This window comes from Pseudomonas sp. 28 E 9, assembly GCF_900004785.1.
GTDB lineage: Bacteria > Pseudomonadota > Gammaproteobacteria > Pseudomonadales > Pseudomonadaceae > Aquipseudomonas > Aquipseudomonas orientalis_A.
This window is the reverse complement of sequence record NZ_CVTK01000054.1, coordinates 14,046-26,572: the sequence shown is the minus strand read 5'-3', so window position 1 is coordinate 26,572 and position 12,527 is coordinate 14,046. Positions and strand designations below refer to the sequence as shown.

General features: G+C 62.8%; 13 protein-coding genes. 5 read left to right on the top strand and 8 right to left on the bottom strand.

The features are described from left to right. Positions 1-221: 221 nt before the first annotated feature. Together BFQ00_RS21945 and BFQ00_RS21940 are read right to left on the bottom strand one after the other, a co-directional pair. Positions 222-1,070 carry a MaoC family dehydratase gene (locus tag BFQ00_RS21945; protein ID WP_065934746.1) on the bottom strand — a complete coding sequence of 283 codons (849 nt, stop codon included), beginning with the start codon at positions 1,068-1,070 and terminating at the stop codon, positions 222-224. A gap of 2 nt (positions 1,071-1,072) precedes the next feature. Continuing rightward, positions 1,073-2,425 (bottom strand): 3-oxoacyl-ACP reductase, encoded by a 1,353-nt coding sequence (locus BFQ00_RS21940; protein WP_065934745.1) that lies wholly within the window; start codon positions 2,423-2,425, stop codon positions 1,073-1,075. Positions 2,426-2,530: 105 nt separating this feature from the next. On the opposite strand from BFQ00_RS21940, the gene BFQ00_RS21935 reads away from it, so the two are divergent. Together BFQ00_RS21935 and BFQ00_RS21930 are read left to right on the top strand one after the other, a co-directional pair. Continuing rightward, a complete protein-coding gene (locus BFQ00_RS21935; RefSeq protein ID WP_065897933.1) occupies positions 2,531-3,808 on the top strand; it encodes an acetyl-CoA C-acetyltransferase in 1,278 nt (425 codons plus the stop codon). 216 nt (positions 3,809-4,024) lie between these two features. Beyond that, the gene (locus tag BFQ00_RS21930) at positions 4,025-4,921 is read left to right on the top strand and encodes a PA4780 family RIO1-like protein kinase (protein WP_065894635.1); all 897 of its coding nucleotides are present in this window, start codon (positions 4,025-4,027) and stop codon (positions 4,919-4,921) included. A gap of 123 nt (positions 4,922-5,044) precedes the next feature. Here BFQ00_RS21930 and cueR read toward each other — a convergent pair whose 3' ends face one another. From cueR to BFQ00_RS21915, 3 genes are all read right to left on the bottom strand, one after another. Next, a complete protein-coding gene (gene cueR, locus BFQ00_RS21925; protein ID WP_065894633.1) occupies positions 5,045-5,446 on the bottom strand; it encodes a Cu(I)-responsive transcriptional regulator in 402 nt (133 codons plus the stop codon). After that, on the bottom strand, positions 5,443-7,635 hold the full coding sequence (locus BFQ00_RS21920; protein WP_065934744.1) for a heavy metal translocating P-type ATPase: 2,193 nt from the start codon (positions 7,633-7,635) through the stop codon (positions 5,443-5,445). Before BFQ00_RS21920 ends, cueR begins: the two co-directional genes overlap by 4 nt. A gap of 82 nt (positions 7,636-7,717) precedes the next feature. Then, the gene (locus BFQ00_RS21915; RefSeq protein WP_065934743.1) at positions 7,718-8,089 is read right to left on the bottom strand and encodes a hypothetical protein; all 372 of its coding nucleotides are present in this window, start codon (positions 8,087-8,089) and stop codon (positions 7,718-7,720) included. A 146-nt stretch (positions 8,090-8,235) separates the two neighbouring features. Between BFQ00_RS21915 and BFQ00_RS21910 the strand changes: the two genes are divergently transcribed. Together BFQ00_RS21910 and BFQ00_RS21905 are read left to right on the top strand one after the other, a co-directional pair. Beyond that, a complete protein-coding gene (locus tag BFQ00_RS21910; RefSeq protein ID WP_065886499.1) occupies positions 8,236-8,427 on the top strand; it encodes a heavy-metal-associated domain-containing protein in 192 nt (63 codons plus the stop codon). Between the two features lie 85 nt (positions 8,428-8,512). Continuing rightward, positions 8,513-9,706: a multidrug effflux MFS transporter gene (locus BFQ00_RS21905; protein WP_065894629.1), complete on the top strand. Its 1,194-nt coding sequence runs from the start codon at positions 8,513-8,515 to the stop codon at positions 9,704-9,706. Between the two features lie 8 nt (positions 9,707-9,714). Here BFQ00_RS21905 and BFQ00_RS29705 read toward each other — a convergent pair whose 3' ends face one another. From BFQ00_RS29705 to BFQ00_RS21895, 3 genes are all read right to left on the bottom strand, one after another. Further along, positions 9,715-9,888 carry a hypothetical protein gene (locus BFQ00_RS29705; RefSeq protein WP_163001561.1) on the bottom strand — a complete coding sequence of 58 codons (174 nt, stop codon included), beginning with the start codon at positions 9,886-9,888 and terminating at the stop codon, positions 9,715-9,717. Between the two features lie 145 nt (positions 9,889-10,033). Beyond that, positions 10,034-11,047, bottom strand: coding sequence for a zinc-binding alcohol dehydrogenase family protein (locus BFQ00_RS21900; RefSeq protein WP_065886501.1), 1,014 nt, complete (start codon positions 11,045-11,047; stop codon positions 10,034-10,036). 140 nt (positions 11,048-11,187) lie between these two features. Further along, positions 11,188-11,481, bottom strand: coding sequence for a putative quinol monooxygenase (locus BFQ00_RS21895; protein WP_065886502.1), 294 nt, complete (start codon positions 11,479-11,481; stop codon positions 11,188-11,190). A 117-nt stretch (positions 11,482-11,598) separates the two neighbouring features. On the opposite strand from BFQ00_RS21895, the gene BFQ00_RS21890 reads away from it, so the two are divergent. Then, complete coding sequence (locus tag BFQ00_RS21890; protein WP_065934742.1) at positions 11,599-12,525, top strand: LysR family transcriptional regulator; 927 nt, start codon at positions 11,599-11,601, stop codon at positions 12,523-12,525. Positions 12,526-12,527 lie beyond the last annotated feature (2 nt).

Here is a 12,527-nt window from a genome sequence, read left to right as displayed (position 1 = left end):
TGATTAATCACAGACCTGGGTCGGTTTTCTCGCAACGCTCAACTTCGTATTAACGATTTATATACATAAGGTCTTAGTCGGCTTAAGCGCTAATACAAACGGTATAAAGTGTAGAAGTTCAGTAAATATAGTTTATGAAAATCAATAAGTTGAATAAAAAAAGCGGACCCGGGCGGGTCCGCTATAACTTAAGGTGTATATATACAATTAAACAGTGGAATTCAGGCAATCGGTTGCCACTTCCCGAGCATATGCTCAATAGCCCCTGCGCCGTTCAACACTAACTCGCCACTTGAGCCGGCGCCGCTGGTCATCAGTATCACTTCGCCGGGCAGGCGTACGGATTTTTTGAATTCAACTTCAATGTCGACATTGGCGAGCGGAAGGTGTTGGTCCAGCGCCGCCAGAGTGCGGGCCTTGTTCCATAACCCGTGAGCGATGGCCTGGGGGAAGCCGAACAGGCTGGCCGTCGGTGCGCTGAGATGAATCGGATTGTAATCGCCGGACACGCGGGCATAACGTCGACCGATATCAGCCGGGGCGTTCCAACGGGACAGCTCGCTGAGGGGCACGTGCACCGACAACCCATGCTCCACGGTCTCGCCCTCAAGCTTCACACCACGGCATAACATTGTGCTTTGGGCTTCCCAGAGGAGCCCCAGGGCATCCTCGACCACGGTCACCAAGTCAAAGGTCGCGCCCTTGGCGTGGGGCTTGAGATTGCAGGTGTACACGCCGACGGTCAGCTCACTCACACCGCCCAGGGGTCGATGGACGCGAATGCGGTTGCTCAGGTGAATCAGCCCCAGCAACGGGAATGCAAAGGTCTTGTCGGTCAGCAATTGCATCTGCAGGCCGAACGCCAGGATGTGCGGATAAGTCGCCGGCAGCATCGGGCTGTCGGCAAACCCGCAGACCTTGCGGTACGCCGCGACAGCCTTGGGATCGACGCGCACCTGGCAACGCAGGCCATGTTCGGGCAGTGCGCTGCCGGTGATCTTGCGCTTGAGTGCCGCGCGCCAGTACAGCGGCGGTAGAAACGGTGTGCTGTCCACTGTCTGCCATTGCATAGTCACGCTCCCAGAAGACTCTGCCCGCACACCCGCAGTGCCTGGCCGCTGACGGCACCCGAGCCCGGCTGGCTCAGCCAGGCCACGGCTTCGGCCACGTCCTGCGGCACGCCGCCCTGGCCCAGCGAACTCATGCGCCGGCCGGCCTCGCGCAGGGCGAACGGAATATGCGCGGTCATCTGTGTTTCGATAAAGCCGGGTGCGACGGCGTTGATGCTGATCCCACGGGTTTTCAGCAGCGGTGCCCATGCCTGGGCCAAGCCGATCAGCCCGGCCTTGCTCGCGGCATAGTTGGTCTGCCCGCGATTGCCGGCGATGCCGCTGATGGAGGCCAGCAGCACCACGCGGGCGTTGTCGTGCAGGGTGCCGCTGTCGAGCAGTGCCTGGGTCAGCACCTGCGGCGCATTGAGGTTGACCGCCAGCACGGCGTCCCAATATTCAGGAGTCATGTTGGCCAGGGTCTTGTCGCGGGTGATACCGGCGTTGTGCACCAGGATATCGAGGCCGTCGGGCAAGTGTTCGATCAACTGCGCGGCGGCGTCCTCGGCGCAGATATCCAGCGTGAGGGTACGCGCGTTCAAGCGTGCGGCCAGGGCGTCAAGGTCGGCCCTGGCTTGGGGCACATCCAGCAGGATCACCTCGGCGCCATCGCGCACCAGGGTCTCGGCGATGGAGGCGCCAATACCCCGGGCAGCGCCGGTCACCAGCGCCTTGCGCCCGGCCAGCGGGCGCGTCCAATCCTCGACCGGCGTGGCGCAGGCCTCCAGGCGAATCACTTGCCCTGAGATATAGGCGCTCTTGGGTGACAGGAAAAACCGCAACGCGCCTTCCAGCTGGTCTTCGGCACCCTCGCCCACGTACAGCAACTGCAACACACCACCGCTGCGCAGTTCCTTGGCCAGGGAGCGGCTGAACCCTTCCAGGGCGCGCTGGGCGCTGGCGGCGAACGGATCGCCGAGGCTTTCCGGCGCGCGGCCAAGAATCACCAGGTGTGCGCTGGGAGCGAGGTTTTTCAGCAATGGCTGGAAGAATTCGCGCAGCTGCTTGAGCTGGTCGGTGTGTTGCAAGTCACTGGCGTCGAACACCACGGCCTTGAGTTTGGCACCATGCCCGGGAATCCACGCCGGCGCGTCCAGCGTTTGGGCGCCATAGCTGTACAACGCATCGGTGAGTTTGTTGGCAAACGGCAGGATTTTATTCGCCAGCGCGCCGCCGCCCAACAGCAGTGCACCTTCCACCGGGCGCAGGCGCCCGGCTTGCCAGCGTTCCAGGCGTACCGGTGACGGCAGGCCAAGGGCGGCGACCAGGCGATGGCCGAGGCTGGAGTTGGCGAAGTCGATATAACGGTCAGACATGGAACGCTCTCCGAAGACTGGGGTTCAAAGGGTTGACCATCCCAGGGTAGCAGTCGTTCGACTAGGCTCAGTGATCAAGCCCATAACAGACAGAGGGAGCTTTCCATGACTCAATTGCGCCGTGTGGCGATCATTGGCGGTAATCGCATTCCCTTCGCCCGCTCCAATGGCCCCTACGCCACGGCCAGTAACCAGGCAATGCTCACCGCCGCCCTGGAGGGCCTGATCGAACGTTTCAACCTGCACGGCCTGCGCATCGGCGAGGTGGCGGCCGGCGCGGTGCTCAAGCATTCCCGCGACTTCAATCTCACCCGCGAATGCGTGCTCGGCTCGCGCCTGTCGCCGCAAACCCCGGCCTACGATGTGCAGCAAGCCTGCGGCACCGGGCTGGAGGCCGCCTTGCTGGTGGCCAACAAGATTGCCCTGGGCCAGATCGAATGCGGCATTGCCGGTGGGGTGGACACCACCTCCGATGCGCCGATTGGGGTCAATGAAGGCTTGCGCAAGCTGTTGCTGCAAGCCAACCGCAGCAAGTCCATGGCGGATAAGCTTAAAGTCCTGTTACAACTTCGTCCGCATCACCTCAAGCCGCAGCTGCCGCGCAACGGTGAACCGCGCACCGGGTTATCCATGGGCCAGCACTGCGAGCTGATGGCGCAGACCTGGCAGATCCCTCGCGCCGAGCAGGACCAGCTTGCCCTTGAGAGCCACCGGAACATGGCCGCCGCCTACGCCGAAGGCTGGCACAACGATTTGCTCACGCCGTTTCTGGGCCTTACCCGCGACAACAACCTGCGCCCTGACCTGAGCCTGGAAAAACTCGCCGCGCTCAAGCCCGCGTTCGAACGCAGTGAAAAAGGCACGCTCACCGCCGGCAACTCCACGCCGCTGACCGACGGCGCCTCGCTGGTGCTGCTGGGCAGCGAGGCCTGGGCCAGGGAGCGCGGTTTGCCGATCCTCGCGTACCTGCGCGACGGCGAAGCGGCGGCGGTGGATTTCGTCAACGGTGCCGAAGGCCTGCTGATGGCGCCGGTGTACGCCGTACCGCGTCTGTTGGCGAGGAATGGCCTGACGCTGCAGGACTTTGATTACTACGAGATCCACGAAGCGTTCGCTGCCCAAGTGTTGTGCACGCTCAAGGCCTGGGAAGACGCCGATTACTGCAAAACGCGCCTGGGCCTGGAGGCGCCGTTGGGCGCCATCGACCGCAGCCGTCTCAACGTCAAGGGCAGTTCACTGGCCGCCGGGCATCCGTTTGCCGCGACCGGTGGGCGCATTGTCGCCAACCTGGCCAAGTTGCTGGATGCGGCGGGCAAAGGCCGTGGCTTGATTTCGATCTGCGCGGCGGGGGGGCAGGGCGTGACGGCGATCATTGAACGATGAACGAGGCTTGACGAATCCCCCTTGCAGGAGCGAGCGTGCTCAAGAAAGATGTCACGGATAACGCGTGCATCCGGGATAAACGCGTTGCCTTTGAGTTCTTCGCGAGCAAGCTCGCTCCTACAGGAAATTGCGGTAGCCTCTCCCTCCAACGAGTGGATTGCCGTATAACGAGTGCCACACGCGTGTTTGGTAATACAGGACCCACAATAAAAGCTGATGAAGACTCCTAAACGCATTGAACCCCTGATCGAAGACGGTCTGGTCGACGAAGTGCTGCGCCCACTCATGAGTGGTAAAGAAGCAGCTGTTTATGTGGTGCGCTGCGGCAACGAATTGCGTTGCGCCAAGGTTTACAAGGAGGCGAATAAACGAAGTTTTCGTCAGGCGTCCGAATACCAGGAAGGCCGCAAGGTCCGTAACAGCCGTCAGGCCCGGGCCATGGCCAAGGGCTCCAAGTTCGGCAAGAAAGAAACCGAAGATGCCTGGCAGAACGCCGAAGTGGCGGCGTTGTTCCGCCTGGCCGGGGCGGGCGTTCGCGTGCCCAAGCCGTACGACTTTCTCGAAGGCGTGCTGTTGATGGAGCTGGTGGCCGACGAGTACGGCGATGCGGCGCCGCGTCTGAACGACGTGACGCTGGAGCCGGACCAGGCGCGCGAATACCACGCCTTCCTGATTTCCCAGATCGTGCTGATGCTGTGTACCGGGCTGGTGCACGGTGACCTGTCCGAGTTCAACGTACTGCTCACGCCGACCGGCCCGGTGATCATCGACCTGCCCCAGGCGGTGGATGCGGCGGGTAACAACCACGCGTTCAACATGCTGGAGCGGGACGTGGGCAACATGGCTTCCTACTTCGGGCGCTTTGCCCCGGAGCTGAAGAAGACCAAGTACGCCAAGGAAATGTGGGCGTTGTACGAAGCCGGCACCTTGCACCCAGCCAGTATCCTGACCGGTGAGTTCGACGAGCCGGAAGAACTGGCTGACGTGGGCGGTGTGATCCGCGAGATCGAAGCGGCGCGGTTGGACGAAGAGCGCAAGCAAGCGATTCGTGCGGCGGACGATGCGCCATCGACCAAGACGGCAGAAGAACCGCCGCCGCCCTGGATGCAGTAACCTTCGGGTAGATGAAAATCAAAGTGTGGGAGGGGGCTTGCCCCCGATGGCGGTGTGTCAATCAACACATGCCTGGCTGACAAACTGCCAGCCCCCTCCCACATTGGATTTATGTGCAACCAGTCAGGCGCAGCACTTGCCTGAAGCCAATTCCTTGAGAATCGGACAATCCGGCCGGTGGTCGCCCTGGCAGTGTTCCACCAGGTCCTGCAACGTATCGCGCAGTTGCTCAAACTCGCGAATCTTCTGATTCAACGCCTCGACATGCTGGCGCGCCAGGGCTTTCACGTCGGCGCTGGCGCGTTGGCGGTCCTGCCACAAGGTCAGCAACTTGCCGACTTCTTCCAGTGAAAACCCCAGGTCCCGCGAGCGTTTGATGAACGCCAGGGTGTGCAGGTCGTCGGCACTGAAGAGGCGATAACCACTCTCGGTGCGATGAGCTGCCTTGAGCAGGCCGATGGATTCGTAGTAGCGAATCATCTTCGCGCTCAGCCCGCTTTGGCGGGCGGCTTGGCCGATATTCATGGGCGTTGATCCTCCAGGTCCTTGGGTTTCCAGGTTTTCAGCAGCAGCGCATTGCTCACCACACTGACGCTGGACAACGCCATCGCCGCGCCTGCCAGCACCGGGTTGAGCAGGCCGAAGGCCGCCAGCGGGATGCCGATCAGGTTATACACAAAGGCCCAGAACAGGTTCTGGCGAATTTTTGCGTAAGTCTTGCGGCTGATCTCCAGGGCCGCCGGCACCAGGCGCGGGTCGCCGCGCATCAGGGTGATGCCGGCGGCGTGCATGGCCACGTCGGTGCCGCCGCCCATGGCGATGCCGATATCGGCCGCAGCCAGAGCCGGTGCGTCGTTGATGCCGTCGCCGACCATGGCCACCACGCCGGTTTTCTTCAGTGCGGTCACGGTGGCGGCTTTGTCGGCGGGCAGCACTTCGGCGTGGACGTCGTCGATACCCAGGGCCTCTGCGACCACCCGCGCGCTGCCGCGATTGTCGCCGGTGAGCAGGTGGCTGCTGATGTGCTGTGCCTTGAGTTGCTGCACGGCGTGCAGTGCGCCGGGCTTGAGCGTGTCGCCAAACGCGAACAGGCCCAGCACGCGCGGATGTGCGCCTTGTTCGATCAGCCAGGACAGGGTGCGACCTTCGGCTTCCCATTCAGTCGCGCGCTGACTCAGCGGGCCGGCGTCAAGGCCGGTTTCTTCCAGCAGGCGTCGATTGCCCAGGGCCAGTTGCCGGCCGTCCAGGGTGCCGGCGATGCCGCGTCCGGTCAGGGACTGGCTGGCACTGACGTCAGCCGGGTGCAGCCCCTGTTCGTCACAGGCATCCAGCACCGCCTTGGCCAGCGGGTGTTCGCTGCCACGCTGCAGGGCTCCCGCCTGTTGCAGCAGGCGCGAGGTGTTGCCGTCCACCGCCGCCAGATGGGCGATTCTCGGCGCGCCCGAGGTGAGGGTGCCGGTCTTGTCGAACACCACGGCGCTCACCGCATGGGCATGCTCCAGCGCCTCGGCGTCCTTGATCAGAATGCCATGGCGCGCAGCGACGCCGGTGCCGGCCATGATTGCCGTCGGCGTCGCCAGGCCCAGGGCGCACGGGCAGGCGATCACCAGGACCGCGACCGCGTTGATGATTGCGCTCTCCAGGGGTGCGCCGTACAGCCACCAACCCGCGAGGGTGAGCAACGCCACTACCAGCACCGTCGGGACGAAGACCTGGCTGACTTTATCCACCAGTTTCTGGATCGGTGCCTTGGCGGCCTGGGCGTCCTCGACCAGGCGGATGATCCGGGCCAGCACGCTTTCCGCGCCCAGGGCCTGGGTACGCACCAGCAGGCGACCTTCACCGTTGATCGCGCCGCCGGTGACCCGGTCGCCCGGTTGTTTCGGCACCGGCAGGCTTTCGCCGCTGATCAGCGCTTCGTCGGCATGGCTTTGGCCATCGACAACTTCGCCGTCTACCGGGAAGCGTTCGCCTGGCTGCACGCGTACCAGGTCACCGAGCTTGAGCGCAGTGATGGCGACCTCTTCCTCACGCCCCTCCAACACGCGCACCGCCCGCTCGGGGCGCAAGGCTTCGAGGGCACGAATGGCGCTGGCGGTCTGGCGCTTGGCGCGGCTCTCCAGGTATTTACCCAGCAGCACCAGTGCGATCACCACGGCCGAGGCTTCGAAATACAAATGCGGAGCGGGCCGGGTGAGCCATTGATAAACGCTCAGGCCGTAACCGGCACTGGTGCCGATCGCCACCAGCAGGTCCATATTGCCCGCGCCGGCGCGCACGGCTTTCCAGGCGGCCCGGTAAAAACGCGCACCGAGGATAAATTGCACCGGCGTCGCCAGGGCGAACTGCACCCAGGCGGGAAGCATCCAGTGCAGGCCGAAGGGTTCGACCAGCATCGGCAGCACCAGGGGCAATGCCAGTACGATCGCCAGCATCAGCGCCCAGCGTTCGCGATGCAGGTGCCGGGCTTGATCGGCCTGGGTGGTGGTGGAGGCCTGGGGCAGGCTGGCGGTGTAGCCGGCTTTGTCGACGGCGGCGATCAGCACGCCGGGGTCCATCTGGCCGATTACCTCAATGTGGGCGCGTTCGTTGGCCAGGTTGACGCTGGCACGTTGCACCCCCGGCACCTTGCCCAGTGCACGCTCCACACGGCCGGCGCAACTGGCGCAGGTCATGCCGCCGATGGGCAGGTCAAAGGTGGTGGTTCCATTCATGGGGCAGTCCTCTGGAAGACAGTGCCCCCAGCATCAACCTTGACCTGTGGGTAAGGTCAAGTCCCAGCTTACAAGTCCCAGCTTAATAGCCCAGCTCGGCGGCTTTGAGGTACATGCCGTCCGGGCCCTGGGCAATCCGCAGCTTGCGCACGTCGCCGGCCTTGAGCGTGATGTTCTGGGCGGGCGGGGCGAGCATGCCGGGCAGACAGCCCGGCGATTGCCCCGGCAGCAGTTTCAGGCGCAGTGACACATTGCCGGCAGGCAGGTTGAATGAAGTGGACTCTTCCTGAAACAGGCGGCCGGCCAGTTGATCCTGGATATACAGGCCGATTTCACAGGAAGTCGGCACTTCCAGGCGCTCCCGGGAAATGATCAGCACCGCGTAGTCTTCAGCGGCGGGCGCAACGGCAGAAAAACTCATCAGGCCGGCAAGGGTAAAAAAAGACCAGCGCATGGCGAATGCTCCGTGGGTCACATCGATAAAGTTGAAGCTTGGCCGACGTCGCCGCCGAATACCAGCCCGGCCGACGTTTCTGAAACTTGACCTTGCCATCGTGGCAAGGTCGAGACTGGGTTCAACCTCATCCAAGGAGTCTTGTCATGCAAATATTCAATGTTGAAGGAATGACCTGCGGCCATTGCGTTCGGGCGGTGACCCAGGCGGTGCACAGCCAGGATGCAGATGCCGAGGTGACGGTCGATCTTGCGGCGAAGCAGGTCAGGGTGCAAAGCCAGCTGGAGCGCGAAGCGATCGCACAGTTGATCAAGGAAGAAGGCTACACCGTGGTCTGATTTTTAATAGTTAGCGAGCTATCTTAATGTTCAAGGCACCCAAGCGCGGCTAGACTGTCGGGCTGCCGACTCACTTGGGTGCCTGATGAACCTTCGCATTATTCTGATCCTCGGCGCCTTGAGCGCCTTTGCGCCGTTGGCGATCGACTTTTACCTGCCGGGCTTTCCGGCCATCGCGAGCGCTTTTGCCACCGACGAAAAACATGTCCAACTGACCCTGGCGGTGTATTTCGCGGGGTTGGCCATCGGCCAATTGATCTACGGCCCGCTGGCCGACCGCTTTGGCCGGCGCGTGCCGCTGCTCAGCGGTGTGACGCTGTTCACCCTCGCGTCCTTCGCCTGTGCCTATGCGCCGTCCCTGGAATGGCTGATCGGTGCGCGCTTCGTGCAGGCGCTCGGCGGTTGCGCGGGCATGGTGATCTCGCGGGCGGTGGTGAGTGACAAATGCGACGCCGTGGGCTCGGCCAAGGTGTATTCGCAACTGATGCTGGTCACAGGCCTTGCGCCCATCCTTGCGCCGCTGGCGGGTGGGCTGATGGTGGGGCTGTGGGGCTGGCAGTCGATTTTCCTGGCGCTGTCGCTGTTCAGCGTGATGGCGGCCATTGCGGTGGCGGTGGGCTTGCCGGAAACCTTTCCGGCGCATCAGCCGCGCCAGCCGTTGTCCGGCTCGTTGCGCCGCTACGGCGCGCTGTTGTCGGACCGGGTTTACCTGGGCTACGCCCTGACCGGTGGCATCTCGATTGCGGGGATGTTTGCCTATATCGCCGGTTCACCGTTCGTCTTCATCAAACTGTATGGCGTGCCCGCCGAGCATTACGGCTGGCTGTTCGGTTCCAATGCCGCCGGGTTTATCCTGGTGGCGCAGTTGAATGCGCGGTTACTGGCCAAGCGCGGCCCGGCGTTTCTGCTCTCGCGGACGGTGTGGGTTTACGTGGCGGCGGCGCTGACGCTGCTTGGGATTGCAGCGCTGCGCACCGAAGCCTTGTGGCCGTTGCTGGTGCCGTTGTTTATCTGTATCGCCAGCCTGGGTTGCATTCTGCCCAACACCTCGGCGTGCGCCATGAACGGGCAAGGCGCGCGCGCCGGCAGCGCCTCGGCCTTGCTCGGGTGCATTCAATTTGGTGTGGCGGCGGGGGCGGCATCGTTGGTCGGGGTGTTGCACGACGGCACGGCCATGCCGATGGCGATGGTCATCAGCCTGTGCGGGGTGCTGGCGGTGACGATTGCGATGGCGACTTTGCGCCTGCAACGGGCAAGGGCCGCGCAGGCGCAGGTCTGAAGAGCCGATCAGCCGGCGGCGCGTTGCTGGCTGAGTGGAAAGCGGTGGGGGGCCTGGATGCGGGTTTGCAAGGTGTCGGCGAAGGCACGGGCCTCGGCTTCGGTGTGAAAAATAATCGACCGCTGGTCCAGGCGGACCTCCCACTGGGATTTTTTTGCTAACGCTTTTATCAGGATCTTCATTGCTGACTTCCTCACGTAAAAGAATCGTGGCAAAGGCGGCCAATATAAACCCGTATGCGCTCACAGAGATGACAAAGGTCAACTCTCGGACTAATGGTGTCGTCCATTACTTACATAAGTAACAGACGACACTGACAGCCGTTTTCTAGAACCCCTCTAACACGATCTTGCCCTTGGCCTTGCCGCTTTCCAGAAGCGCGTGGGCACGGCGCAGGTTCGCCGCATTGATCACGCCAAAATGCTCGCCGAGTGTGGTTTTCAAGGTGCCGGCGTCAATCAGCGCGGCCACGCGGTTGAGCAGGTTGTGCTGCTCGATCATGTCCGGGGTCTCGAACATCGAGCGGGTGTACATGAACTCCCAGTGCAGCGACAGGCTCTTGCGCTTGAGCGAGCTCACGTCCAGCGCCTTGGGGTCGTCGATCAACGCCAGCTTGCCCTGGGGCTGCAGGGCTTCTACCAGTTGATCCAGGTGCAGGTCGGTCTGGGTCAGGCTGGCGACGTGGGTCACTTGCGGGTGACCGGCGTGTTTGAGTGCCTCGCTCAGCGGCTGGCTATGGTCGATCACCAGGTCGGCGCCCAGGGCCTTGGCCCATTCCTGGGTCTCCGGGCGCGACGCGGTGCCGATGACTTTCAGCGCGGTGAGCTGGCTGGCCAGTTGGGTCAGGATCGAACCCACGCCGCCCGCTGCGCCGACGATCAACAGGCTCTGGCCCTGGTCCTGTTTGCCCTCGGCTATTTGCAGGCGTTCGAACAGCAGCTCCCAGGCGGTGATGGCGGTCAACGGCAGCGCCGCGGCTTCGGCAAAGCCCAGGCTCTTGGGCATATGACCGACAATGCGTTCATCCACGGTGTGCAATTGGCTGTTGCCGCCCGGGCGTACCAGGGAGCCGGCGTAGAACACCTTGTCACCGGCCTTGAACAACGTCACTTCGCTGCCGACCGCCTTGACCACGCCGGCCACGTCCCAGCCGAGCACCTTGGCGGCGCCGTTTTCCGGAGCGACGTTCTGGCGCACCTTGGTGTCCACCGGGTTGACCGAGATGGCTTTGACTTCCACCAGCAGGTCACGCGGCCCGGCGACGGGTTCGGGCAGTTCGATGTCTTGCAGGGCGTTCACGTCGCTGATGGGCAGGGAGGTGTAATAGGCGATGGCTTTCATGATTTCTCCGGGGTAAATACGGTCAATGCAGGCGCGAGCTTGCTCGCGAAAATCGTTAACGAGGACGCGATACTTCTGGTTGAACACGTCGTTCTTGCGTTTTTCGCGAGCAAGCTCGCTCCTACAGAAAAAGGGGATGGTCAGGCGAGAAACTTCAGGCGCTTGAGTTCGAAGTGTTCGATCACGTCGGCGGCCTTGGTCCGAAACGCCTGGATATGCGCACTCTGGTCGTGGTCGGCCAGGGCCGCGTCGTCGCTCCAGCGCTCGAGCATGTAGAACGTCTCGGGATGTTGCAGATCCTGGTGCAGGTCGTACTGCTCACAACCGGCTTCCAGGCGCGTCGGCTCAAGCAGACCGCGCAGCAGGGTTTCCAGGGTGGCCTGTTGGCCGGGCTTGGCGATCAGCGTGGCGATCACGTTAAAGGCGGTAGACATATCAACTCCTGGTCGATAGGGAACGGGATGGCCAGATGATTGGCTATTTCCAGCACGGATAAAAGCGGCTAAAACAAAGGTCTGTTTCAATAGAAAATTGATAATTGGCGGAAATTGATGCTGCGCTTTGATGATTTGCAGTTGTTTGTCCGGGCAGCGGACCTGGGCAGTCTGTCGGCGGCCGCGCGGGTTATGGACCTGTCCCCGGCGGTGGCCAGCGCTGCGTTGAAGCGCATAGAACAACAGCTGGGCGCGCGTTTGCTGGCACGTTCCACCCGCAGCCTGCGCTTGACCGCCGAAGGTGAGGGGTTTCTCACCTATGCCCGCGCCGCGTTGAGCTCACTGGATGAAGGGCGACGCCTGTTGGCCAGTGGGCAGGACCATGTCAGCGGCATGCTGCAACTGTCGGCGCCTTCGGATTTCGGTCGCAACCTGCTGTTGCCCTGGCTGGATGACTTCCAGCGTGAATACCCGCAACTGAGCGTGCGCCTGTTGCTGGGGGATCGCATTGCCGACCTGTACCGCCAGCCGGTGGACATCGCCTTGCGCTATGGCGAACCCGAGGATTCCAGCCTGGTTGCGCTGCCCATCGCGCCGGAAAATATCCGGGTGCTGTGCGCGGCGCCCAGTTATCTGGCCCGCCACGGCGAACCGCGGCATCTGGAGCAACTGGCCCAGCACAATTGCCTGCTCTACATGCTCGCTGACCGGGTACACGACCATTGGCGTTTTTATGACGGCAAGCGCGAGGTCAGCCTGACGGTTTCCGGCGATCGCGTCAGTGACGACGCCGACGTGGTGCGCCGCTGGGCGGTGGCCGGCGTCGGCATTGCCTACAAGTCCTGGCTGGATGTGAGTACCGACGTCGTGGCCGGGCGTCTGCGCTTGATCCTGCCGGAGCTGCGCGGTGAGCGTACCCCACTCAACCTGCTGTGCGCGCACCGTGCGCAGTTGAGCAAGCCCGTCAACTTGCTGCGGGACATGCTCGTGTCCCGTTGTGCGACATTGACGAAGCAACTGTCGGAGCGATTCGCTGGGAAGTAATG